The sequence below is a fragment of the Brevibacillus centrosporus genome (genome assembly GCF_046622605.1).
In the GTDB taxonomy this organism is placed as follows: domain Bacteria; phylum Bacillota; class Bacilli; order Brevibacillales; family Brevibacillaceae; genus Brevibacillus; species Brevibacillus centrosporus.
On the sequence record NZ_CP176856.1, the window covers coordinates 2670075 to 2693621 of the forward strand.

Annotated in this window: 23 protein-coding genes; 19 read left to right on the top strand and 4 right to left on the bottom strand. The window is 50.7% G+C overall.

All coding sequences use genetic code 11. From position 1 onward, the window contains the following. Nucleotides 1-7 precede the first annotated feature (7 nt). The 3 genes from cysW to ACLIN2_RS13740 all read left to right on the top strand — a co-directional run bounded on the left by cysW (nt 8) and on the right by ACLIN2_RS13740 (nt 3932). On the top strand, nt 8-877 hold the full coding sequence (gene cysW, locus ACLIN2_RS13730; protein ID WP_092272385.1) for a sulfate ABC transporter permease subunit CysW: 870 nt from the start codon (nt 8-10) through the stop codon (nt 875-877). Further along, complete coding sequence (locus ACLIN2_RS13735; protein ID WP_411504285.1) at nt 874-1986, top strand: sulfate/molybdate ABC transporter ATP-binding protein; 1113 nt, start codon at nt 874-876, stop codon at nt 1984-1986. Before cysW ends, ACLIN2_RS13735 begins: the two co-directional genes overlap by 4 nt. Before the next feature lie 332 nt (nt 1987-2318). Next, on the top strand, nt 2319-3932 hold the full coding sequence (locus tag ACLIN2_RS13740; RefSeq protein WP_092272527.1) for an ABC-F family ATP-binding cassette domain-containing protein: 1614 nt from the start codon (nt 2319-2321) through the stop codon (nt 3930-3932). Between the two features lie 338 nt (nt 3933-4270). Here the strand turns inward: ACLIN2_RS13740 and ACLIN2_RS13745 are convergent, their stop codons facing one another. From ACLIN2_RS13745 to ACLIN2_RS13755, 3 genes are all read right to left on the bottom strand, one after another. After that, nucleotides 4271-4681: a hypothetical protein gene (locus ACLIN2_RS13745; RefSeq protein WP_411504286.1), complete on the bottom strand. Its 411-nt coding sequence runs from the start codon at nt 4679-4681 to the stop codon at nt 4271-4273. 306 nt (nt 4682-4987) lie between these two features. Beyond that, nucleotides 4988-5173 (bottom strand): hypothetical protein, encoded by a 186-nt coding sequence (locus ACLIN2_RS13750; RefSeq protein WP_122961426.1) that lies wholly within the window; start codon nt 5171-5173, stop codon nt 4988-4990. A gap of 42 nt (nt 5174-5215) precedes the next feature. Next, nucleotides 5216-6865, bottom strand: coding sequence for a PucR family transcriptional regulator (locus tag ACLIN2_RS13755; protein WP_411504287.1), 1650 nt, complete (start codon nt 6863-6865; stop codon nt 5216-5218). Between the two features lie 166 nt (nt 6866-7031). Here ACLIN2_RS13755 and ACLIN2_RS13760 point away from each other — a divergent pair, with 166 nt between their 5' ends. The 16 genes from ACLIN2_RS13760 to ACLIN2_RS13835 all read left to right on the top strand — a co-directional run bounded on the left by ACLIN2_RS13760 (nt 7032) and on the right by ACLIN2_RS13835 (nt 22370). Continuing rightward, a complete protein-coding gene (locus ACLIN2_RS13760; protein WP_092272402.1) occupies nt 7032-7235 on the top strand; it encodes a DUF3311 domain-containing protein in 204 nt (67 codons plus the stop codon). Next, the gene (locus tag ACLIN2_RS13765; RefSeq protein WP_411504288.1) at nt 7232-8722 is read left to right on the top strand and encodes a sodium:solute symporter family protein; all 1491 of its coding nucleotides are present in this window, start codon (nt 7232-7234) and stop codon (nt 8720-8722) included. Before ACLIN2_RS13760 ends, ACLIN2_RS13765 begins: the two co-directional genes overlap by 4 nt. An 82-nt stretch (nt 8723-8804) precedes the next feature. Next, the gene (locus tag ACLIN2_RS13770; protein WP_092272408.1) at nt 8805-10427 is read left to right on the top strand and encodes an amidohydrolase; all 1623 of its coding nucleotides are present in this window, start codon (nt 8805-8807) and stop codon (nt 10425-10427) included. After that, nucleotides 10424-11674 (top strand): M20 family metallo-hydrolase, encoded by a 1251-nt coding sequence (locus ACLIN2_RS13775; protein ID WP_411504289.1) that lies wholly within the window; start codon nt 10424-10426, stop codon nt 11672-11674. Before ACLIN2_RS13770 ends, ACLIN2_RS13775 begins: the two co-directional genes overlap by 4 nt. Before the next feature lie 117 nt (nt 11675-11791). Continuing rightward, nucleotides 11792-12649 (top strand): carbon-nitrogen hydrolase family protein, encoded by an 858-nt coding sequence (locus ACLIN2_RS13780; protein ID WP_092272414.1) that lies wholly within the window; start codon nt 11792-11794, stop codon nt 12647-12649. A 23-nt stretch (nt 12650-12672) separates the two neighbouring features. Then, entirely contained in the window at nt 12673-13338 is a 666-nt protein-coding gene (locus ACLIN2_RS13785; protein WP_092272417.1) for a GNAT family N-acetyltransferase, read from the top strand. A gap of 60 nt (nt 13339-13398) precedes the next feature. Then, a complete protein-coding gene (locus tag ACLIN2_RS13790) occupies nt 13399-14070 on the top strand; it encodes a GNAT family N-acetyltransferase (protein ID WP_092272420.1) in 672 nt (223 codons plus the stop codon). Nucleotides 14071-14168: 98 nt separating this feature from the next. Beyond that, complete coding sequence (locus ACLIN2_RS13795; protein WP_092272423.1) at nt 14169-14414, top strand: hypothetical protein; 246 nt, start codon at nt 14169-14171, stop codon at nt 14412-14414. Between the two features lie 247 nt (nt 14415-14661). Beyond that, nucleotides 14662-15531: an energy-coupling factor transporter ATPase gene (locus tag ACLIN2_RS13800; protein WP_411504290.1), complete on the top strand. Its 870-nt coding sequence runs from the start codon at nt 14662-14664 to the stop codon at nt 15529-15531. After that, complete coding sequence (locus ACLIN2_RS13805) at nt 15528-16388, top strand: energy-coupling factor transporter ATPase (protein WP_411504291.1); 861 nt, start codon at nt 15528-15530, stop codon at nt 16386-16388. Before ACLIN2_RS13800 ends, ACLIN2_RS13805 begins: the two co-directional genes overlap by 4 nt. 11 nt (nt 16389-16399) lie before the next feature. Then, a complete protein-coding gene (locus tag ACLIN2_RS13810; RefSeq protein ID WP_328211317.1) occupies nt 16400-17236 on the top strand; it encodes an energy-coupling factor transporter transmembrane component T family protein in 837 nt (278 codons plus the stop codon). A gap of 65 nt (nt 17237-17301) precedes the next feature. Next, a complete protein-coding gene (locus ACLIN2_RS13815; protein ID WP_092272434.1) occupies nt 17302-17859 on the top strand; it encodes an ECF transporter S component in 558 nt (185 codons plus the stop codon). A gap of 3 nt (nt 17860-17862) precedes the next feature. After that, entirely contained in the window at nt 17863-18822 is a 960-nt protein-coding gene (locus tag ACLIN2_RS13820) for a P1 family peptidase (protein WP_411504292.1), read from the top strand. Nucleotides 18823-18870: 48 nt separating this feature from the next. Continuing rightward, nucleotides 18871-20088 carry a M20 family metallopeptidase gene (locus tag ACLIN2_RS13825; RefSeq protein ID WP_411504293.1) on the top strand — a complete coding sequence of 406 codons (1218 nt, stop codon included), beginning with the start codon at nt 18871-18873 and terminating at the stop codon, nt 20086-20088. Nucleotides 20089-20240: 152 nt separating this feature from the next. Further along, nucleotides 20241-22022: a M3 family oligoendopeptidase gene (locus ACLIN2_RS13830; RefSeq protein ID WP_411504294.1), complete on the top strand. Its 1782-nt coding sequence runs from the start codon at nt 20241-20243 to the stop codon at nt 22020-22022. Between the two features lie 105 nt (nt 22023-22127). Then, nucleotides 22128-22370, top strand: coding sequence for a hypothetical protein (locus ACLIN2_RS13835; protein WP_092272446.1), 243 nt, complete (start codon nt 22128-22130; stop codon nt 22368-22370). Nucleotides 22371-22434: 64 nt separating this feature from the next. On the opposite strand, the gene ACLIN2_RS13840 is transcribed toward ACLIN2_RS13835, so the two are convergent. Beyond that, a complete protein-coding gene (locus tag ACLIN2_RS13840) occupies nt 22435-23370 on the bottom strand; it encodes a C40 family peptidase (RefSeq protein ID WP_400581969.1) in 936 nt (311 codons plus the stop codon). Nucleotides 23371-23547: the final 177 nt, after the last annotated feature.

Sequence of the window (23547 nt, forward strand, 5' to 3'; positions counted from 1 at the left end):
GCAAATTTTGAAGCATTTGACCGAGCCGCGTTACATTCGCTGGCTGCTGACTGGGATAGCCTTTATATTTCTCGCCTTGTTTCTGATATTGCCGTTGATCGCCGTATTTACAGAAGCATTCAAGCAGGGAGCCCAAGTTTTCCTGGATTCCATAGCGGAGCCTGAGACACTTTCTGCCGTTAAGCTGACGCTGTTCGTGGCTGCCATCAGCGTCCCGCTCAATGTCGTCTTTGGCATAGCGGCGGCATGGGCCATTGCCAAATTTTCCTTTCCTGGAAAAAACGTGCTGCTGACGCTCATTGATCTTCCTTTCGCTGTTTCCCCCGTTATTGCGGGTCTGATCTTTGTGCTCTTGTTCGGGAGTCAGGGCGTACTCGGCCCATTGCTTGAAGTGTACGACATCAAGATCATTTTTGCCGTACCGGGGATTGTACTGGCGACCACCTTCGTGACGTTTCCTTTTGTTGCCCGCGAGCTGATTCCAATCATGGAAGCGCAAGGAAAGGATGAGGAGGAAGCAGCTGTCTCGCTTGGAGCTAGCGGTTTTAAAACCTTCCTCCGCGTGACGCTGCCCAATGTGAAGTGGGGCCTTTTGTACGGCGTCATATTGTGCAATGCCCGTGCGATGGGAGAGTTCGGAGCAGTATCGGTCGTGTCGGGACATATTCGGGGCATGACGAATACGCTCCCTCTGCATGTTGAAATTTTGTACAACGAATATCAGTTTGCGGCTTCCTTTGCCGTAGCCACACTTCTCGCCGTGCTGGCACTCGTGACGCTAATCGTCAAAAGCCTGATTGAGTGGAGGACTGAGCGACAGCACGCCACCGAGGAAGAGCATTATCACTACGAGGGGTCAGGAGAGAGGGCCGTATGAGCATAGAGGTTGTCAACATTACCAAATCCTATAAGAACTTTACGGCATTGAAGGATGTCAGCCTGCAAATACCCGAGGGTGAGCTGGTGGCTCTGCTCGGTCCTTCCGGGTCAGGAAAAACGACATTGCTTCGACTGATTGCCGGATTGGAACAGCCGGAGCAAGGCAGCATTCTCTTCAATGGCGAGGACAACACAGATCGGGATGTGCGGGAACGGAGAGTCGGCTTTGTGTTTCAGCATTACGCTTTGTTTCGGCACATGAACATCTTTGACAACATCGCGTTTGGCTTGACAGTCCGTTCGCGCAAGACACGGCCGAGCAAGCAAGAAATTCACGAGCGCGTCCATTCCTTGCTCAAGCTGGTCCAACTGGAAGGATTGGCACATCGCTATCCGTCTCAACTGTCTGGAGGACAGCGGCAGCGGGTGGCATTGGCGCGTGCACTCGCGGTAGAGCCCAAATTCCTGCTGCTCGACGAACCGTTCGGTGCCTTGGACACAAAGGTCAGGCAGGAATTGAGACGATGGCTGCGTCATTTGCATGGAAAGCTCGGACTGACCATTCTGTTCGTCACGCACGATCAGGAGGAAGCGATGGAGCTGGCTGATCAGGTAGTGGTCATGAATGAGGGGAGAATCGAGCAGGTAGGGCCGCCTGAAGAAATCTACAACTATCCGGCAAACCCGTTTGTCTACAGCTTCCTGGGACGAGTGAATTTGTTTCGGGGAAGAATCCAGAATGGCATCGTGAAGCTGGGAGAAGCAGAATTCGAGACGGACAGTGTACAACAGCCAGGCGAATACCCTGCCATTGGCTATATGCGGCCACACGATGTAGAGGTCTCCCTGACACCGAAGTGGGAGCAGTCAGTGCAAGCACAAATCCGGCATATTTCCCCGCTCGGTCCGATTGTCCGTCTGGATTTGAAAAGACTCGATACAGAAGAAGTGTTCGAAGCAGAGCTGACTCGTCAACGTTTTACAGAGCTTGGGCTCGCAGAAAAAGCAATCGTCTACGTAACCTTGCACAATCTGTCGTTTTACGTAGATTCCCAACCTGCTCAAGCACCGTCGCCGGCCTTTATCCCGCTGCAGGCGAGTATATAGAAAAGAGAGAACCGGACTGCTTGTGTGCAATCCGGTTCTTCCTGTGTCGATGGCTTGTGTTATTCGCCGCGCTGCTTGGACTGGGTCTGTTCTTTTCCAAGGGTGTTGGATGAACGGGTTTGAGAAGGGTTTTCCTTGTTGCCCATTTCATTTTTCACGCCATTTTTCTTGGACATATTCCTTACCTCTTTCTTGCTGGATTGGAAGTTCTGTGCTAGCTTTCCCTTGTTTGCTTCCTTCTATTGATAAAATGCTCCGCGATTTTTGCATTATCCGGTCAACTCTGGTAAGATAAGTGTTTGAACGATTCAAAAAAGGCAGGTATTGCGACGATGATAAGCACTCAGAACGTGACGCTGCGCTACGGCAAACGCGCACTGTTTGAAGATGTATCCATTAAGTTTACCCCAGGTAACTGTTACGGCCTCATCGGCGCGAACGGTGCGGGTAAGTCCACCTTTGTCAAAATTCTCTCCGGAGAGATTGACCCTACCAGTGGACATGTCTCTGTAACTCCAGGCGAACGGATTGCAGTATTGAAACAAAATCACTTTGAGTTTGACGAATTTGAAGTGCTGAAGACGGTAATCATGGGTCACAAGCGACTCTATGAAATCATGGAAGAGAAAACAGCACTGTACATGAAAGAGGACTTCTCTGAAGCCGATGGTAACCGCGCTTCCCAGCTGGAAGGGGAGTTCGAGGAGCTCAACGGTTGGATGGCGGAAGCGGATGCAGCGAGCCTGTTGATCGGTCTGGGCATTTCGACAGATCTGCACGACAAGCTGATGAAGGATCTGTCTGGTACGGAAAAAGTACGTGTGCTCCTGGCGCAAGCTCTGTTCGGAAACCCACATGTCCTCCTGCTTGACGAGCCGACGAACCACTTGGACATCGAGTCGATTCGCTGGCTGGAAAACTTCCTAGCTGACTACGAAAACACAGTAATCGTCGTTTCCCATGACCGTCACTTCCTGAATAAAGTGTGCACGCACATCGCCGATATCGACTTCGGCAAGATTCAAATGTACGTGGGTAACTACGATTTCTGGTACGAGTCCAGCCAATTGGCATTGAAAATGGTTCGTGATCAGAATAAGAAAAAAGAAGAAAAGATGAAGGAGCTGCAAGAGTTTATCGCGCGTTTCTCCGCCAATGCTTCCAAGTCCAAGCAGGCGACGTCGCGTAAAAAGCTGTTGGAGAAAATTACACTGGAAGACATCCGTCCGTCCAGCCGTAAGTATCCATTCATCAACTTCAAGCCTGAGCGTGAAGCGGGCAAAAACCTGCTGCAAATCGAAGGCTTGAGCAAAACGATTGAAGGCGAAAAGCTGTTTGACAAGCTGCACCTTGCGATCAACAAAGGAGATAAAGTTGCATTTGTCGGACCAAATGAGCTGGCAAAAACGACCTTCTTCCAAGTGCTGATGGGCGAGATTCAGCCAGACAGCGGTACGTTCGAATGGGGCGTTACGACCTCCCAGGCTTATTTCCCTAAAGACAATGCCGAGTATTTCCAGACGGATCTCAACCTGGTTGACTGGCTCCGTCAATACTCCAAAGAGCAAGACGAAACCTTTATCCGCGGGTTCCTGGGACGCATGCTGTTCTCCGGGGATGAAGCGCTGAAAAAGGCAAACGTATTGTCCGGGGGAGAAAAAGTTCGTTGCATGCTGTCCAAAATGATGCTGGCTAGCGCCAACGTCCTCATCATGGATGAACCGACGAACCACTTGGACCTCGAGTCCATTACCGCACTGAACAACGGATTGATCGATTTCGATGGCACACTGCTGTTCGTATCTCATGACCATCAGTTCGTACAGACCATTGCGAATCGCATTATCGAATTCACGCCAAAAGGCATCATCGACAAAATGATGACCTACGATGAATACCTCGAGAGCGACGAAATCAATCGTTTGCGCGAAGAGCATTACGCATAAGCTGCCATTTCGTTAGGAGCGGACTCTGCCAGGTTTGTGGCGGAGTCTTTGCTGCGCTTGGCCCAAAAAGCCCTCTACCATTTGATAGTATCCCCTTTAAGTAGACAGTAATTAGAAAGCCCTTTACTGTTTAACTTGGAGGGGAATTTTTATGGGCCAAATAAAAAAGAGCTACTCCCTTGAATTCAAACACCATGTAGTGGAAAAATTTGAACAAGGGGCTACATATAACGAGATTAATAAAACACCAAATAACGAATACGCACGGTCCATGATAAGCGATCCTTGGGACACATTGCGGTTTAAGAGAAGACCACTACATGTTAGGATCTTGAATGCTACTGAGTTAGTAAAAAACCACCATACATATCAACAGTCCAAATATTACCGTAATCTAGCCATTGTTTTATGTCCACTCTATATAACCATCTGTCCTTTGTTATAACTAGTATGTGGCGATCATGTCCGCTCTTATTGATTGTTTGGAAAGATTCGATTTCTTTTTGCAAATATTGTGCGAAAAAATTTCCGAGTACTTTTTTATAATCTTTCCGATCTGATTCATCCTGTAATTCTATAAGCTTTTCTATCTCGAACTCCTCACCAGAATTAAAGTCATGAATCATGGAATATTGATCTACAAGTTTATCCCGATCAATAGCAGAATTAACATTCATTGAATTAAAGCGATCAACGGTTTCACAACCAAATAAAAATAGGAATACTAGACAAGAAGTTGGTAATTTCATTAATCCCCACCCTTTTCTAACTATTGCCATTTCACATCTAAACATAACATAAATTGGGTGTTTTTACCAAAATCATTATCGATAAAAAGTAATTCAACTAACAGGCTCGATAGTTTAATAAAAACAGCGGTGAGCTTAAGACTTTATTATCAGGTCTTAAGTCGCCGCTGTTTCATGTATTGGTCATAGTCTAAAACTCAATTTTCAACGAACACCTAAACGAGGGCTTGTTTCAAACTGTCTACTTGACAGGGGTAAGACCAATTTACGGTTGAGGGCTTCTTTTCTATGTACGTCGTACGCCGTTTAGGTTGGTGTTTCCTCAATGAATTCTAGCTTGTGCAAAAAAGCTTCTTTGCTCGTAAAAATGAGCCGTTCTTTTCGTGGAGCCGTAAAGTAAACCACGATGTGCTCTGCATCGACATATTCCACAATGCCACGCTTTTTCGGCCGCTCTCGTGTCTTCACCGGTTTGTTCAACCAATCATCCATCTTTTTTCCTCCTGCTCATCACATGCACCCATTATAGCAGACTTAAGAATGACGCCCAACGGCATGGACCGTCAAGGCGATCCGAAACAGCAGTTGGTCCTGTCCGCTTTCGGGATGAAGCCCTGTCAGATCGCGAATGAGCTGCAGACGATACTTGATCGTGTTTTTGTGTACAAAGAGACTTTTGGCTGCATCGACATGATTGCCATTCGCCTGAATAAAGACTTGCAGTGTTTGCAGCAGCTGCCCGTTTTTCTCAGCGTCGTATTGGACGATTTTACTGAGGCACTCCTCTGCGAGCACGCGGGCTTCTACGTTCGGCTGTTCGGCAAACAGGATGCGCTCCAGAGCGAGGTCCCGATAGGATTGCATACGCAGCGGGGAGTGATCGCCCATAGTATGCGTATGGCTGTTTGTATGAAACGCGGTACGCAAGCTGATCTGTGCTTCCCGATAGCTTTCCGAGATGCCTTCCCAGCCGAGGTGATGGCGACCGATGCCAATCGATATTGCTGGTATTACGTCGGTGGACAAGAGCGCTTGCTGCAACAAGGAGAAGATTTCGCTGTCCGCATGGCGGGCTTGCTGTTCAGCGAAGGGGACGAGCAGCAGAAGGTGATTGTTTCGATCGAGTCCTGATAAAATGCGATGGGGTGTTTTGGAGAAATACCTGTTGATCAGCTCGAGCAGCGAATGATTTTCCTGCCAGGAGGTCAAGGTCGTCAGGCTTGCCACATCGGCACGAAGTAATACGGCGAAATAGTGATCATCAAGCTCCCAGCCTACTTCTTGTGCCCTGCGAGTCACCACACTGCGAGGGCCGGCATGTCCGCTTACCAGCCATTGCAAAAAATCGTTGCGGAAGCGCTGATAGGTCTCATTCACCGTTTGCTGGCGCTGCATTTCGAGCGAGAGCAGTGCAGCACTTTGCTCGATGGCGACCTTTTCCCAGCTATGCAAATCGCGATGCAGGCCATCGATTAAAATGCCACCCTGTTTGTGTTGTCCGCATAGCAACCAGCGGAGGTAGGAGCCATTTTCCAGAGGTACAAGCGGTTGATTCATGATGGCAGGGGGAGCGGGGTGACCACATTGTCTCTCGATCCAGGCGATGTTCTGGGACAGCTCTGAAAAAGGGGATGTCCAGTTCCACCGATGGGATGGCGAATAAATGGTGACGGACGTGTTCAATGCTTCTTGCAGCAGCTTCGCGAGCTGGCAGACGGGGGCACCGATCGTCAGATGCCGATGAAACCGCTCGTAAATGGCATGGGTCTGCTCGAGCTCGGATCGCTGCTTGTCAACGATGTAGCGTACCACTGGGACGATTACGTCTGACCAAGCTTTTTCCATGGGAAAAGAGAGAATGGGCATCTGCTTCTGGGCTGCATGTTCGATGACAGCGAAAGGGAGGGACTCGATATAGCGCCCCAGTTTGATCGCGAGGCCGGGTGTTCCTACATCGGCTAGGGAATCGATGAGCTGGATCAGTCCTGCTTCAATCGTTTCCGTTTGCGAGAGAAAAGGAAAGCCGGTTGTCAGGACAAACTCTCCTTGGCGCAGCCAGCGATGGCCGTCAGGCGAGTCGAAAGAGGTAACGCCCAGCAGCTCTTTTTCCAAAAAGGCATCGCCAGCGAGGATTGCATTTTCGTCAAAGCCTCCGACTGCTATGAGTTCACGTACAGTGATCATTCCTATCCTCCTCTCGTTTCGTTCATTTATCGGAAATGGACAAAGGGAAGACCGTTTTTCTGGCAAATCGAACAAAGGAAAAGAGCGAATCTTTCGATAATCTTAGATTACATGTCCCAAGTGTCTAACAGCAATGGGACAAATCGTACAAAACAGGGGGATTTGCATGAAAGCTAGAGACTGGCTGGGCGTACTTCCGTTCGTAGGGATGCTGGGCGGCGTACCGTTTGTGAATCAAGTCGAACCATACGTGCTCGGAATGCCGTTTGTCCTGTTTTGGATCGTGCTGTGGGTCGTATTGACGTCCGTGATCATGGCGATCGTGAATCGGCTCGACCCTCGTACAAGAGAGGAGGAGCACCACGGATGAACAGTGCACTGATCATCATTTTTGCGGTTCTTCTTCTGGCGATTTATTCAGGCATCCGCGCACAAAAGGGAAAAGAAATGACCATGGAGCAGTGGACTGTAGGCGGAAGAGGCTTTGGTTCGATCTTCATTTTTCTGCTCGTGGCCGGTGAGATTTACACCACATTCACGTTCCTTGGCGGCAGTGGCTGGGCCTACTCCAAAGGAGCCCCCTCCTATTACGTTTTGTCCTACATTGCACTTGCCTACGTCATTTCCTACTGGCTCCTGCCGCCGATCTGGCGCTATGCCAAGCAGCACAGACTCGTCTCCCAATCGGATTTTTTTGTCAGCAAATACAACAGTCCCATTCTCGGCATTTTGGTCGCGGCCGTAGGGGTTATCGCGATCATCCCCTATTTGATCCTGCAGTTTAAGGGACTTGGCATCATCGTCTCCGAAGCTTCCTATGGATCCATTTCACCGGCGGCAGCGGTATGGATCGGTGTAATCGGCGTTACCATCTACGTCATGATCTCCGGTATCCATGGCTCCGCGTGGACGGCTGCTATCAAAGATATTCTGATCTTTTTTGTCGTGGTCTTCATGGGTCTGTACTTGCCTTTTCACTACTACGGTGGGATAAAACCCATGTTTGAAGCAGTGGAAGCGGCAAATCCCGGGTTCCTGACGTTCCCTGATGAAGGGCTGAGCGTCTCTTGGTACATTTCCACTGTGCTGGTGACGGTTTTTGGTTTTTACATGTGGCCCCACACTTTTGGTTCCGTTTTCTCCGCGAAGAACGAAAATGTATTTCGCAAAAATACGGTGATGCTTCCGCTGTATACGATCATGCTGCTGTTTGTTTTTTTCGTCGGCTTTACTGCGATTCTGCAAGTTCCTGGACTGAAAGGTGCAGATGGCGACCTGTCCCTTTTGCGGCTGTCTTTAAAGACCTTTGATCCGTGGATCGTCGGTGTGATTGGAGCGGCAGGACTCTTGACTGCACTCGTACCGGGATCGATGCTGCTCATGACCGCAGCCACACTGCTTGCGAAGAATGTATACAAAGTCATGGCCCCTACAGCTTCGGAGGCACGGGTAGCCAAGGTAGCGAAGCTGTTGGTGCCAGTCCTGTCTCTAATCTCTCTGTATTTTACGCTAAGCGGTGGGGATACCCTCGTGACGCTGCTGTTGATGGGGTACAGTCTGGTCACACAGCTGTTTCCCGCCTTGCTGTTTAGCCTTCATAGGCAGCCATGGGTCAATAAATACGGAGCCTTTGCCGGTATAACAGCCGGTGTGCTGACTGTAGCGTACGTGACGATTTCGAAAGTGACGATCGCCAGCGTATTTCCGAACTGGCCGGCTGTGATCCAGGATCTAAACATCGGAGTGATTGCTCTGTTGGTCAATATCATCGTCATGTTTGGTGTGACGTTCGTGACGCGCACGTTGCTCACAACTGGCCGTCATCCGGCGAATACGGAGGGGACCCCGACAGTTTGATCAAGCTGGCGAATACGAAGGGGACCCCGAAATCTGATCTTCCGACGATAAAAACGAGGCAGTGAAAAGGAGAGGTAAATAAATGGCAGATACTGTGTTTCTCAATGGACAAGTCATTACTGTGGCGCAAGACAATTCCGTGGCAGAAGCGGTCGCGGTACGTGGCAACCGGATTATAGCTGTCGGGACCAACGCCGAAGTGGAGTCCTATATCAGCCCCCGGACGAAGGTCATAGATTTGCAAGGGAAGAGCCTCCTGCCAGGCTTTATCGATGCTCACCTGCACATCACGATCTACGGTACGAACAAGCTCGGGGTAGATTGCAAGGCTCGTTCCATCGCTTCGATTAGCGACCTGCTGGAGGCTCTCAGGGACCAAGCACAAAAGACTCCAAAAGGCCAGTGGGTCAGAGCATGCGGCTTTGATGAGAGCCTCATGATCGAAAAACGCTATCCCACCCTAGCAGAGCTGGACGAAGTGTCGACAGAGCATCCGATTTTTGTCATGCGGACATGCGCACATCACTCCATTGCCAATTCCATGGCGATGGGAATCGCGGGATACGACCGGGATACACCTGATCCCCAAGGGGGAAGAATTGATCGGGATGCAGCCGGAGCATTGACAGGTTTTCTCGTTGAAACGGCGCATATGAAGATGTTTGAGCTCGCGGCCTTTACAGAAGAAGAGTACAAAGAAGGGCTGCGATTGGCCTCCGAGGATTTTGTCGCTCACGGCATCACGAGTGTGCATGACGCGGGCGGGTACGGGCCGGACAACTACAGGGCGATGCAAAAGGCAGTCCAAGCAGGGGACGTAAAGGTGAGGATTTACGCCATGATATGTGCGCTCAATCAATCGGAGGATTTCGTTCGCAAGATGATTGATGCGGGAATGGTGACCGGCACCGGAGATGAACGCTTTCGAATCGGGCCAGCGAAGGTCTTTACAGACGGGGCGAGCATTGCACCCACGATGGCGATGCGCGAACCTTTCGACAGCAGACCGGATGATTGCGGAATTCTCTACTACGAACAGGACGAGTTGAATACGATTTTAGGAGAGGCGCATGCGAAAGGTTTCCAGATCACAGCGCATGCGCAAGGGGACAAAGCGATTGAGATGCTGCTGAACTGCTTTGAGGCGGCGTTGGCAGCGCATCCGCGTGAAAATCACCGGCATCGGATTGAGCATGCAGGTGTATCAGCCCCGGACTTGATGGAAAGGATGGCTCGTTTGCAAGTTGTGCCGATCCCCAATCCCGCCTTTATTTACGACTACGGTGACTCCTATGTAACGAATATCGGGAAGCGGGCGGGGTATATGTTCCCTGCGCGTGATCAGATCGACCACGGCATCATCGCAGCTGGCGCATCTGACAGTCCGGTAACGAATTTTCATCCGTTAATCGGTATTCATGCGGCCGTCAACCGTTTGAGCAAAACGGGGCAAGAGGTCGGTGTCAATCAACGGGTCAGTGTGATGGAAGCGATCCGGATGTTTACCTGGAACGGAGCGTACGCCAGCTTTGAAGAGGGGGTGAAAGGAAGCGTTGAAGCAGGAAAATTAGCGGATCTGATCGTGCTGGATGATTGCATTCTCGATACGCCGAATGAGAAGATCAAGGACTTACGCGTGGAAATGACCATGATTGACGGAGAGCTTGTTTATCAAAAGCAAGACGAGGAGGTCATGCGGTCTTGAACGTAAAAGCGAGGACTCTCACCATAAATCAGGATCGGCTGCAAAAACGGATTCAGGAATTAGCCCAAATTGGGAAAATAGGCGAAACGGGTATTTGCCGTCTGGCGCTGTCTCCGGAAGATCGCGCTGGGGTAGACCTGGTTCGGAGCTGGATGGACGAAGCAGGAATGCAGACACGCATCGATGACTTTGGTAATTTGATCGGGCGGGTAAATGGGCGCAACTCAGACGCTCCGCTCCTGATGATCGGCTCACATATCGACTCTCAGCCGTACGGTGGGCAATATGATGGAGTCATAGGTGTGCTGGGAGCATTGGAAGTGGTACAGACCATGCGGGAGCAGTCTCTCGTCCCGGAACAGAGCATTGAGGTGATCGCGTTTTGCGATGAGGAAGGCTGCCGCTTCCAGAAAGGACTGTTCGGCTCTCGCGGCATTTTGAACCGGCTTGAGCCTGGTGAGCTTGAGCGAACCGACAAAAACGGCGTGACCCGCAGGCAAGCTCTGATCGAATTTGGTTGTGACCCTGATGCTTTGGAGGGCTCTGTTTACCCGGAAGGCAGCATTGGCGCTTTCTTGGAGCTGCACATTGAGCAAGGCCCGATCCTTGATCGCGCGGATGAAGCGGTGGGAATCGTGTCTGCCATTTCGGGTCCGCTGTGGTGGACGGTAGAATTGACAGGCTTTGCAGGTCACGCGGGCTCCGTGCCGATGAATATGCGGCAGGATGCACTGCTTGGTGCCGCCAAGGTCATCGTTGCGGTCAATGAACTGGCTAGGCTGGACCCTGCTGCACCGACAGTCGGTACCGTTGGTCATCTCGAGGTGTTCCCGGACTCGCGCAATATCATTCCGGAACGGGTGCGTTTCACAGTCGATCTGCGGGACATCGACCTGGAGCGTCGAAACGAGCGGGAACAAGCATTGCGGGAGGTGATCGAGCTGGCTGCGATGGAGGGGGGGCTGAAGTACACGATCACTGAAGATACAAACAGTGATCCGCGCTATTGTGCGAGCTGGATCAAAGACATCATACGCGAGGAAAGCAAAGCGATGGGGATTGAGCCGCGTGAGCTGATGAGCGGACCTTTCCATGACGCGCTGGCCCTTTCTTACGTATGTGACTACGGCATGATCTTCGTGCGCTGCAAAGACGGCATCAGCCATAATCCTCAGGAGTTTTCCACCTATGAGGATATCGCTCTTGGCACCGAGCTGCTGTACAAAACGGTATTGCGAATAATTTGAGAGCTTCTTGCCCATCTTAATCCGAGGTGGGCGATTTTTTTGTACACTCATAAGCGAGACATTATGGTAGCTTTTTGCTATATTTTAGTCATGTAGAAAAAGAAGGAGTGTAGTGGCATGAAAATGCGTGTTTCCGCTGTGCAGTATCATCTGCATACCATACATAGCTTCGACGAATTTGCCCATCAGGTCGAGCACTACGTGAAAAACGCACAGGAGTACGATACCGAATTCCTGCTGTTTCCTGAGCTGTTCACGACACAATTGATGTCCATTGGCGATGAACAAGGGAACGCCCTGCCGATCACAGCCCTGCCTTCCTTTACCGAGCAGTATGTGAGCCTGTTTCGTTCGCTAGCGGCGAAATATGAGATGTACCTCATCGGGGGAACCCATATTATCGAAGAAAACGGCAAGCTGTACAACACCGCTTTCCTCTTTTATCCCGATGGCCGCGTAGGTCAACAGAAGAAGATTCATATCACGCCTTGGGAAGTGAAAGGCTGGAATATGGGAGCGGGGGATTCCCTGCAAATTTTCGAAACGGACAAAGGCAAAGTCGCGATGATCATTTGCTACGACATCGAGTTTCCCGAGTGGGTCCGTATTGCGAAGGCCCGGGGAGCAGACGTCATTTTCTGCCCTTCCTGCACAGACGATCGTCACGCGTTCCACCGCGTTCGCTATACCAGCCATGCCCGCACGATCGAAAACCAGGTTTACGTCGTGCTGACAGGTACAGTCGGTTCCTTGCCGACAGTGGATTTCATGCGCGCCAACTTTGGTCAGGCAGCTATTTTGACACCAAATGATGTGCCTTTCCCGCCACGCGGCATTCTCGCGGAAGGCGAAATCAACAACGACATGCTCGTCACGGCTGATTTGGATATTCAACTGCTTTATGATGTTCGCGAAAAAGGCTCAGTCACGACTTGGCGGGATCGCCGTACGGACCTCTATACCGATTGGAATTGATGATCGCCAGCAGGAGGTAGCGGATGTATCGAAAAGAACTGTATGTCTTCGAAAAAGACAAGCCTCATGCGGCCGTTGTTCGCAACTATAGCGAGCAGGACTTTGCCGAGCTGATTCAGATACAGGCAGAGAGCTTTCCCCCGCCATTCCCATCTGAGCTGTGGTGGAATCGAGAGCAGCTGACGAACCACGTCACGCTATTTCCGGAAGGCGCCATTTGTGTCGAGGTGGATGGGGTCTTGGCAGGCTCAATGACCGGGCTGCTTGTAAAATTTGATCCTGCTCACCCGGAGCATAAATGGGAAGAGATCACGGATAATGGCTACATCCGAAACCACGATCCGCACGGCGATACGTTGTACATCGTCGATATTTGCATTCGTCCCAGTCATCGCAAGCTCGGTCTTGGACAGTTGATGATGCAGGCGATGTATGAGCTCGTCGTTCAGCGTGGTTTGCAACGTTTGCTCGGCGGTGGAAGAATGCCTGGATACGGCCGGCATGCGAGTGAGTGGACACCGCAAGAGTACGTGGAACGAGTCGTAGCCGGAGAGGTGAAGGACCCGGTTCTTACCTTTCTCATGCGTTGCGGACGCACACCTGTACAAGTGGTCCCCAACTACCTGGAGGACGAAGAATCAAGGAATTACGCTACTTTGATGGAATGGAAAAATCCGTTTCTTTCGTAGCGAAAGCCGTCAGCGGCCATCATTTTATTCTCATGAGAGTACTAGGAGGATATTTCATCTATGGAATTCGTACGTATTCAGCATATTGACAACCCGTTGTTCGCAAAAATGCACCGTTTGATGCAGGAAGTATTTCCGCCAGAAGAAGTGCTCGATTACGAGCTGTGGAGAGAGCCGCTTGAAGATCCAGACATTCGTGTATTTGTCGCAGTCCACGAAGGAGAAGTAGTGGGGACCACCGAATATCGTTACTATACCGATTTGAACGTGGCAATGACGGATTTCACCATCGTTGGCCGCGAGGGTCTTGGGGTCGGTCGTTTTCTGGTGAGAGAGCGACAAAAGGATCTGGAAGCGCTCGCGAGGGCAAACGGCAAAGAACTGTACGGCATGTTTGCAGAAATCTACGATCCATACCGCGTAGAAGAGCATGCGTTTGGCGGAATCAAGCCGATGGACCCGTTTGTACGTCGAGAAGTGCTGTCTCATCTGGGCTACAAGCGCACCAACATCGCGTATGTTCACCCATCCTGGCAAAATGACGGGGAAGCCGTAACCGGTTTGGACTTGGGCTTTATGCCGGCTAACGAAGAGCAAACGACTTTGGAGGCCGACCTGATCGTCTCCTTCCTCACGCGTTATTATTCTGTATTGCCGCAAAAGCCACAGGCTTGGCTGGACATGGTGGACAGCTTGTCTGGCAAAGAAACGGTGGAACTACTGCCGATCTAAGGGTATCTCACCGAATGCGAACTCCTGTGGAGCGATTCTATCTGCTTCATAGGAGTTTTTTTCATCTTTTATCAAAAGAAGAGGGGAGGAGGACGCAAGTGAATGCACAAAATTTGGCGACGATCCTACTGTATCTGGCTGTCATTTTTCATCTGTTAGGTATGAGTGGCTGGGTAGTCGCTACAATGGCACAACCCATTCAATTGGCGACTCTCGGTCTGCTCTTGACTGCTATCTTCGTCTTGCGGAAAAAGAAGCGGAAAACGAAACGCCGACCGCGAAAACCTCCAGCGGAAGTAACGGCCATGCTGGAGCGGGCAGAGGGAGGGGACACCGGAAATTGAAAGCTGTCTGATTTCAGGAAAGGATTGGAAATTGCAAAGGGAAAAGCAGGGGAAGCGGCGAACATTGTGGGTATAGAGGTGGCGGGGGTGTTGTGTTGCAATCGCAACGCTGCTGCCACAGTTTGCAACAACTGTGTTTAACAAAATCACGATTAATTAACAGAAAATTTGAAACATACTGATTTGGCATGGGAGTTGCTACAGAAGTTTACTGCTGCGACAAAATTACACAAAGTGAGGGGAGCGCATGTCGAACCAACCCATTATATGTGTCGAGAACGTCTCGTTTGCCTATCAGGTAAACCAGGATCAACAAATACCCGTGCTCCAGAACGTCTCCCTCGAAGTATATCCCGGAGAGTATTTGGCGATTATCGGTCACAATGGCTCCGGCAAGTCGACACTTTCCAAACACCTCAATGGCATCCTCACACCGTTAGAAGGAAACGTGCTGGTAAATGGGATCAATACGCGGGACAAAGGACGTATTCATGAAGTGAGAAGCCGAGTAGGTATGGTCTTCCAGCATCCTGACAATCAGATCGTGGCAACGATCGTGGAGGACGATGTCGCATTCGGATTAGAAAATATCGGAGTATCTGCGGAGGAAATGAAAGATCGCATCGATTTTGCCCTAGACGCAGTGGGCATGAGCGCTTTTCGCCATCGACCGCCCCATCATCTCTCTGGTGGACAAAAACAGCGGATCGCGATTGCTGGGATCTTGGCTATGAAACCGCAATGCCTTGTCTTGGATGAAGCGACGAGCATGCTGGACAGCTACGGTCGTCAAGATATTTTGGCTGTCGTCCGTAAGCTGCACAGAGAGGGCATGACGATCGTGACGGTGACGCACCACATGTCAGAGGTAGCAGAAGCGGATCGGGTCGTCGTCATGGAAGGCGGCAAAGTCGTACTGCAGGGAACGCCTCGGGAAGTGTTTGCCCATCAGGAAAAGCTGAAGGAGCTCCACCTCGATGTTCCGGATGCCAGTCGCATAGCAGCGCTGGTTCATTCCGAGTACCCCGCCTTCAATCCCAATCTGATACACAACGAAGAAGTCGTCGCGGAAGTCACTCGCGTCCAGATCAGAGAAGTGGAGGCGAGCGGATCATGACAGAACCGATCGTAGACATCCGAAATCTATCTCATATTTACATGCAAGGCACACCGCTGGAGCACCGTGCACTCGATGATGTGACACTGCAAGTAGCCGAGGGCGAATGCATGGCGGTCATCGGACATACCGGCTCGGGAAAATCGACATTGATCCAGCATTTAAACGGCTTGATCCGTCCGCAATCGGGTACGGTGATTATCAACGGACTGGATGTTTCCCAGCCCAAAGTTGATATCAAGAGCTTGCGTCGCCAGGTCGGCCTGGTTTTTCAAAATCCGGAGGACCAGCTGTTTGAAAAGCTGGTAGGTGACGATGTGGCCTATGGCCCTTTTAAGATGGGGCTTCCCCTAGAAGAGGTTCGGCGCCGCGTTCACTGGGCGATGGAGCTGGTAGGCTTGTCCTTCCAGGAAATGAAGGATCGACCTACTTTCGCCTTGAGCGGTGGACAAAAGCGAAAAGTGGCATTGGCTGGTGTGCTGGCCCTACAGCCCAAGGTGCTCGTTTTAGATGAGCCGACAGCAGGACTCGACCCCCTTTCACGCAAAGAACTGCTGGAGCGCATTCGCCATCTCAATCGGGAAGAAAATCTGACCGTCATCTTCGTCTCTCACAACATGGAGGAGGTCGCTCAGCTGGCGGATCGTGTGTACGTCATGGCAAATGGAAAGGCAGTCTGTGACGGATCTCCACGGCAAATTTTTGGGAACGAAGAGCTTTTGCGTCAGCATCATATTGGAACACCGGAATCGGTGGACATTTTGTACAGGCTGCGTACGGAAGGGTATTTGATTAACCCAGAATCGTATCTTCCCGAGGAAGCCGCCTACGAAATTCTGAAAATTTTGAAACGTTAGGGGGGAACAAGATGTCAGCAGAATTTGAATTAACCCGAAATATCACGATTGGACAATATTTGCCGACTGGCTCCATCATTCACCGGTTGGACCCGCGATTTAAGCTGGCAGCCTTTGTGATCCTGATTTTAGCGATCGCCGTATGCAACACCTACATCGGAAATATCTTTGCGATCATCATGTGCGTATGGCTGTTTCAGATATCCAAAATTCCCATTCATTACGGGATTTCCGGAATCAAGCCAGCTATTCCTTTCATCATCATCCTCGCGATTTTGCAGCTTCTCTTCTACGGAGGAATTGCCAATGGCGGAGCCGTTTATTTCGAGTACGGCTTCATCAAAATCACGAGTGAGAGCATTCGGCTGGTTCTCGTTTCTGCTATGCGCTTCGTCGAGGTTATCTTCCTCTCCAGTGTCCTTACTCTAAGTACTTCCACTACCGAGCTGACACATGGGATGGAGAGATTGCTAGGTCCCTTGGAAAAGATAAAATTTCCGGTTCATGCCTTTGCATTGATCATCACGATCGCCATACGCTTTGTTCCTACCTTTGCGATGGAGATGGAAAAGATGATGAAGGCGCAAGCTTCCCGTGGTGCCGATTTCGGTACAGGGGAGTGGTGGCGCATCGTGCAGCGTACCAAAGACATGTTTCCTATCATTATCCCGCTGTTTAACGTGGCTCTGGCGCGCGCAGAGGACTTGATCCTGGCTATGGAAGCACGTTGCTACATTCCGGGAGCGGCACGTACGAGATTCGCTCATTACAAGGCTGCAGGCAAAGATTATGTCGCCATTGTCCTGAGTGTAGTCATTTCTGCCGTGATGCTGGGAATACCGTGGTAGTAAGTCCGGGAAGTCTCCCTATACGGGATTTCCATAGAGAACCAGTAAAAAAAGGAGGAATATGCATGGAGAAAGGCTTGACAGTACGCAGGATTGTTATTGCAGGGGTATTGGGAGCGATTGCGATCTTGCTCGGGGTCACGCGTCTGGGCTACATACCGGTTCCGACGGCAGCGGGGAATGCCACGATTCTGCACATCCCGGCAGTCATTGGCGGTATCATGGAAGGCTGGGGCGTTGGCATGATCATCGGTCTCATTTTTGGAGTCTCCTCTTTCTTAAACGCCACCGTTCCCTTGTTTAAAGACCCGCTCGTTGCCATTTTGCCTCGTCTCTTCATCGGGGTAACGGCTTATTTGACCTATGTCGGACTGAAAAATGTCAACCAGTATGTCGCGATCGGGGTTGCAGGCTTTGTAGGCTCGATGACGAACACTCTGCTCGTGCTCGGCATGGCCGTCATTCGTGGCTATATGGCAGCAGGAGTTGCTGCTACTGTCGCGATTACAAGCGGTTTGCCTGAAGCGATCGTATCCGTCATCGTGACGCTGGCAGTCGTAGCTGCATGGAAGAAGCTGGGCACCTCAGGAAAACAAAAATCGAAAATTTCTGGAGACTTGTAAAAGATGAATGGAACCATCACGGATGTGCCTGGCATCAAAATCGGGCACGCGCAAAACACAGATGCCTTGACTGGATGTAGTGTGATTTTGATGGAGAAGCCGTCCGTATGCGGCGTGGATGTCCGGGGTTCAGCCCCGGGCACCCGCGAGACGGACCTGTTGGACCCGATGAACATGGTGAGTGTCGTGCATGCCATTTGCCTGTCCGGTGGTAGTGCATACGGGCTGGATGCGGCTGCAGGAGTCATGCAGTATCTCGAAGAATATGGCATCGGTCTCGAAGTAGGGTTTGGTGTTGTACCGATTGTTCCAGGTGCAGTCCTGTTCGATCTGGCAGTCGGCGATCATAGAATTCGTCCAGACCGCCAGATGGGGTATGAGGCTGCTGTCAACGCGAGCAAAGATCCGGTACAGCAAGGAAATGTAGGAGCAGGCACTGGTGCGACGGTCGGAAAGCTCAACGGCTTTTCCAATGCGATGAAGAGCGGGCTAGGCTCAGCATCGATCACGCTTGAAAACGGCCTGGTCGTCGGGGCGATCGTAGCGGTCAATGCGGTCGGTCACGTCTTTGACCCGCAAACGGATCGTATCCTGGCAGGTCCACGCGATGAGCAAGGAACGATGGTAGACAGCGTAGAGGTGATGAAGCGCTACTCGTTTTCTCCGATTCCACCGGGTACGAACACGACGATAGCAGTTGTTGCGAGCAATGCTGTACTCACCAAGTCCGAAGCGAAAAAAGTCGCCCAAATGGCACACGATGGACTGGCGAGAACGATTCGTCCGATTCACACGATGAATGATGGAGATACCATTTTTTCCGTTGCCACCGGTGATGTGAAGTGCAGCGTCGATCTGATAGGTTCTCTCTCGGCTGATGTGCTGGCTGCGGCTGTATTACAGGCAGTGAAGCAGGCAAAAGCAGCTGGGGGACTTCCTTCACACAGCAGTCTTTCCAAGTAACATATCCCCTACCTTTCACACAAATCGATGCAGAGGAGTGATTGTCAGATGAACCAAGTAATTTCCTTTGTTGATGAGCAGGAAGTCGTCCGATTGACCCAGGATCTCGTCCGAATTGACAGTGTTTTCCGACCCGAGCAGGCAGGCGCGAACGAGGAGAGAGTAGCCCTTTTTGTCGCAGATTATTTGCGGAAAATGGGACTTGAGGTCTACTATGAAGAGGTCGTTCCAGGTCGCCCCAATGTCATCGGGATCTATGATTCAGGCAGGCCGGGAAAAACGCTGTTGTTTGAGGCGCATACAGATGTGGTGACGGAAGGAGACCGGGATGCCTGGAGCTATGACCCGTTTGGGGCGACGATTTCGGGCGGACGCATTTACGGCCGGGGCTCCTGCGACACCAAAGGCAATCTGGCAGCTGCCATCTGCGCGGTCAAGGCGATCCAACGCTCTAAGCAGGAGTTCTCGGGCAAGATCCTTTTGTGCATCCCATGTGACGAGGAAGGCATGATGATTGGGATCAAGGATTTCATTCGCCGCGGATGGGCCAACAACGTCGATGCTGCGATTATATGTGAGCCCGAGGAAAATCAGCTGTGCATCACGCAAAAAGGTGCGATGAGGGCGATATTGCGGACGTATGGAAAAATGGCGCATGGCGCAATGCCACTGACCGGTATCAATCCAAATACGCGAATGGCGCGAGCGATTGTGGCCTTGGAAGAGCTGGAGCGCAAGGAAATGGCGCGCTTGGGTCAGCATCCGATGCTAGGCTGGCCAAGCATTACGCCGACGATATTACAAGCGCCTGTCAAGGGTGACGCTCAGATCAACGTGGTGCCGGATCAATGCATGACGACCCTTGATATCCGCACCGTTCCAGGACAGGATCATGAAGTGCTGCATGGGGAAATGTCTGCGATTCTTGAAGTTTTGGCTAGAGAGGACGACAAGTTCAAAGCGACGCTGGAAATCATTGAAGAGCGACCTTGGACGCTGACTGCCATGGAAGAAGAGGTCGTCAAGGCAGTGGCAAGCTCCTATCGGGAAATTACGCGCAAGGAGCCAGTGTACAATGGAGTGCCGGGAGCGACGGACGGGACGTTTTTGCATAAAGCTGGCATCCCGATCCTGACGACCGGAGCGGGTGACCGTCATATTCCGCACCATGCGGATGAATATGTGGATATTGACCAATTGGTAGAGTCCACCCAGCTTTTTGCTTTATCAGCGCTGACGTTTTTGACGCAGCCCGTACGTGCCTAATAGAGTGAATCGCCCTGCCGGAAAGCCAGCGGGGTCTTTTTTTTCCAGAAAACTTGCTTCATTCATCCAAATTTTTTTATACTAGCAGAAGATTCTTGTTATCCTCATTCGCACGTAAAATATACAGGAACCAGACAGAGGAGGCCCTCGTCATGAATATGCGCTGGGATTTGGATGTATTGTACACGTCATTTGATTCACCTGAATGCGAGCAAGATTGGGAACAGCTGTGCCGCGAGACGGAAGAAGTCAAAAGCTGGGCAAGGGAACAGCTTGGCAACCAAGAAAATGCCGTAGTTAAAATGGAAGCGTACATAACCAAAATGACTTCGATCCTGCAAAAGCAAAACCGCTTGTACAGCTTTGCGGAGCTGACAGCGAGTGTGGATGCCAAAAACGAAAAGGCACTGCAAATGGTGGAGCGAATTCAAAATCAATCCGTGGAACTGGTAGAGCCTAATGTCCAGTTTCAAAAATGGCTGGGTGCTGTTGACGATCTAGATGGGCAGATCGGGGAGTCTGCCTTGCTGGAAACGCACCGCTTCATGCTGAAGGAAATGGCTGAAAAAAGCAAGTATATGCTGAGTGAAAAAGAAGAAATCATTATCGCCAAAATGAAAAATACCGGATCCAACGCTTGGACCAAGCTTCAGGAAATGCTGACTTCGACCTTGCTCGTGGAAGTCACCGTGAACGGCGAAAAGCAGCAGCTGCCGCTTCCTGTCGTGCGCAATATGGCGTATGAGAAAGATCCGGAAGTGCGCAAGCAAGCGTATGAAGCAGAGCTGGCTGCTTACAAAAAGATCGAGGAGTCTTCGGCTGCAAGCCTCAATGGAATCAAAGGCGAAGTGATTACCGTAGCCAAGCTGCGCGGCTATGAGTCCGTTTTGGATAAGACGTTGAAAGACGCGCGTATGGATCAGGAAACGCTGGATGCGATGTGGACAGCGATTCGGGAAAGCCTGCCAACCTTCCATAAATACTACAGCAAAAAAGCAGAGCTCTTGGGTCATGCATCTGGCAAGCTGCCTTTCTACGATATGTTTGCCCCTGTAGGCGATGCGGATATGCGGTTCACGTATGAGGAAGCCCGTGACTTTATCGTCAAGCATTTCGGAAGCTTCAGTGAGAAGCTGGCCAACTATGCAGCTCGTGCTTTTGACAATCGTTGGATTGATGCCGAGACGCGGGAAGGGAAGCGGGGCGGAGCGTTTTGCGCCAATCTGCACGTGGTCGGGGAAAGCCGTATCATGGCGAACTACACGGGCAGCTACAATGATGTCAGCACGCTTGCACACGAGCTTGGACACGGATACCATGGAGATTGCTTGGTGAAGGAAGCCTTCTTCAACAGCGATTATCCGATGCCGATCGCGGAAACGGCGTCTATCCTGTGTGAGACCATCATTGCAAATGCCGCCCTGCAGCAAGCAACTCCGAACGAAGCGTTCGCTATTTTGGAGAATGACATTTCTGGTGCAGGCCAAGTGATTGTCGATATTTACAGCCGCTTCCTTTTCGAATCAGCCTTGATCGAAAAACGCGAAAATGGTTCGTTGTCTGTGAATGAATTAAAGGAATTGATGCTGCAGGCTCAAAAAGAGGCCTATGGCAACGGCTTGGATCCAGAAAAGCTGCACCCGTATATGTGGGTTTGCAAGCCGCATTATTACAGTGCTGATTACAACTATTACAACTTCCCATACGCATTCGGGCTTTTGTTTGCAAAAGGACTGTACGCAGTCTACCTCGAGCGTGGGGAGGCGTTTGTCGAGCAGTACGATCAACTGCTCGCCGTCACCGGTAAAATGAGCATTGCCGATGTAGCTGCCATCATGGATGTGGATGTGCGCTCCGTTGATTTCTGGCGGAATTCCTTATCCCTCATCGGCAAAGACATCGAGAAGTTTGTTGAACTGGCTGCCTCCAGGTAAACCCATACAGAAGACAAAAAAACGTCCAATCAACTTCTGGACGTTTTTTTGCGCATAGCATGTTACTTGCAGGGAGAAAGTAAGAAAAACAAATGAGGTGATTACGTGGTGAACGGATTGCAGTTGTTGGATCTGCTTCGGGAGACAGAGAATAAAATGCTGCATTTACATAGAGCCATCGACAAGGTGAGCAGCGAACCGGATTTCAAGGAGACGGTGAGCGTTCTGACAGTGGTTGTCAGGGACTATCAGCTCCAATTGGATAAAATGAAACAGGCACTGGGGGCCCTGGAAATTAACACCGCTCAAAGCGCCTCTCAGTCCAACCATGCACAAGGCACTCAGTAAGTAAAAAATGCAGCTGAGGAATCTCTGCAATCAGATTCGTCAGCTGCATTTTCATTTGCTGGGCTTACTGAAAATCAATGTAACGTTTGGCGCCGTAGAATGGATAGAGCTTGTCCATGTACTCGACCTTGCCGTAGCGAACATCCTCACCATTTGCATGAACAATGACGCCGTTACCCATGTAGATCGCTACGTGGGATACGCGGCCCTTGCCTAGTGCATCATAGAACAAGAGATCCCCTGGCTGAGCCTGATCCATTGAAATGGGCTTGCCGCTGCCGAATTGTTCTTCGGAAGTGCGGGGGAGTGTAACCCCAAGCTTGTCAAAAACGTAAGAAGTAAAGCCGCTGCAATCAAAGCCGTTCGTTGTTGTTCCCCCTAGAACATACGGGGTATTCAACAGAGGCTCAATGATTCTGTCCAGACGTCGTACACTAGCTGTATCAAGCTCACCCGTAAATTCTAGGTCATCAGCGAGTACAGAAGTGCTCAAAAACTTGGAGGATACATAGGCTTCCTTTCGATCCTCGTATTTGATTCGCGTCCACTCGTGGCCAGGCTCGACTACTTCCACCGTGCTGCCCAGACGAAGCTTGCCAATGATTCTGCCATCCATGGATGGGTCTCGGCGCACGTTCACGTTATCGCCTGTTACCCGAGCCTTGCCTTCCAGAACATCTGGTTTGGCATCGGATGGGGCAGAAGCTTTCGGCTGATCTTTGTCGGAATTGTCAGGGGAAGAAGCCAAGTCCGGTGGCGCAGAAGATGAGCCATCCGGGAGGTTGTCTCCCGCCAAGAGCAATTGTTGGCCAATTGCCAAACGGTCCGAATTCAATTGATTCACTTGCATGAGCTGGCTCACCGTGGTTTGATGCTCACGTGCGATTTTGCTCAACGTATCACCTGCTGATACCACGTAAAGGGGCGAAGCTGCGTGGGCAGCAGTAGGCAGCAGAGTGAAGAGGGCGAGGAAGGTGATCAGCCTCGAAGTATGTTTCATGTCATCGTCTCCACCAATCTACTAAATTCTGCATATCTAGATAAAATTCTAGCGGAATTTCGTTGGTAAATCTATGAAAAAATATAAAAACGAAAAAGTTTTTAAAAACTATTGCATTTTAAAATCGAATCATGCTATATTACAGAAGTCGTTGCGAGCAAAACGCGAAACGGCGCG

What these genes read in the sequence shown, in the direction of transcription:
- ACLIN2_RS13815 (WP_092272434.1), top strand. Translation starts at nt 17,302, where the DNA reads ATGGAGAAAGGCTTGACAGTACGCAGGATTGTTATTGCAGGGGTATTG.
- ACLIN2_RS13765 (WP_411504288.1), top strand. Translation starts at nt 7,232, where the DNA reads ATGAACAGTGCACTGATCATCATTTTTGCGGTTCTTCTTCTGGCGATT.
- ACLIN2_RS13790 (WP_092272420.1), top strand. Translation starts at nt 13,399, where the DNA reads ATGGAATTCGTACGTATTCAGCATATTGACAACCCGTTGTTCGCAAAA.
- ACLIN2_RS13770 (WP_092272408.1), top strand. Translation starts at nt 8,805, where the DNA reads ATGGCAGATACTGTGTTTCTCAATGGACAAGTCATTACTGTGGCGCAA.
- ACLIN2_RS13820 (WP_411504292.1), top strand. Translation starts at nt 17,863, where the DNA reads ATGAATGGAACCATCACGGATGTGCCTGGCATCAAAATCGGGCACGCG.
- ACLIN2_RS13760 (WP_092272402.1), top strand. Translation starts at nt 7,032, where the DNA reads ATGAAAGCTAGAGACTGGCTGGGCGTACTTCCGTTCGTAGGGATGCTG.
- ACLIN2_RS13825 (WP_411504293.1), top strand. Translation starts at nt 18,871, where the DNA reads ATGAACCAAGTAATTTCCTTTGTTGATGAGCAGGAAGTCGTCCGATTG.
- ACLIN2_RS13840 (WP_400581969.1), bottom strand. Translation starts at nt 23,370, where the DNA reads ATGAAACATACTTCGAGGCTGATCACCTTCCTCGCCCTCTTCACTCTG.
- ACLIN2_RS13810 (WP_328211317.1), top strand. Translation starts at nt 16,400, where the DNA reads ATGTCAGCAGAATTTGAATTAACCCGAAATATCACGATTGGACAATAT.
- ACLIN2_RS13785 (WP_092272417.1), top strand. Translation starts at nt 12,673, where the DNA reads ATGTATCGAAAAGAACTGTATGTCTTCGAAAAAGACAAGCCTCATGCG.
- ACLIN2_RS13800 (WP_411504290.1), top strand. Translation starts at nt 14,662, where the DNA reads ATGTCGAACCAACCCATTATATGTGTCGAGAACGTCTCGTTTGCCTAT.
- ACLIN2_RS13735 (WP_411504285.1), top strand. Translation starts at nt 874, where the DNA reads ATGAGCATAGAGGTTGTCAACATTACCAAATCCTATAAGAACTTTACG.
- ACLIN2_RS13755 (WP_411504287.1), bottom strand. Translation starts at nt 6,865, where the DNA reads ATGATCACTGTACGTGAACTCATAGCAGTCGGAGGCTTTGACGAAAAT.
- ACLIN2_RS13780 (WP_092272414.1), top strand. Translation starts at nt 11,792, where the DNA reads ATGAAAATGCGTGTTTCCGCTGTGCAGTATCATCTGCATACCATACAT.
- ACLIN2_RS13740 (WP_092272527.1), top strand. Translation starts at nt 2,319, where the DNA reads ATGATAAGCACTCAGAACGTGACGCTGCGCTACGGCAAACGCGCACTG.
- ACLIN2_RS13750 (WP_122961426.1), bottom strand. Translation starts at nt 5,173, where the DNA reads ATGGATGATTGGTTGAACAAACCGGTGAAGACACGAGAGCGGCCGAAA.
- ACLIN2_RS13805 (WP_411504291.1), top strand. Translation starts at nt 15,528, where the DNA reads ATGACAGAACCGATCGTAGACATCCGAAATCTATCTCATATTTACATG.
- ACLIN2_RS13745 (WP_411504286.1), bottom strand. Translation starts at nt 4,681, where the DNA reads ATGAAATTACCAACTTCTTGTCTAGTATTCCTATTTTTATTTGGTTGT.
- ACLIN2_RS13830 (WP_411504294.1), top strand. Translation starts at nt 20,241, where the DNA reads ATGAATATGCGCTGGGATTTGGATGTATTGTACACGTCATTTGATTCA.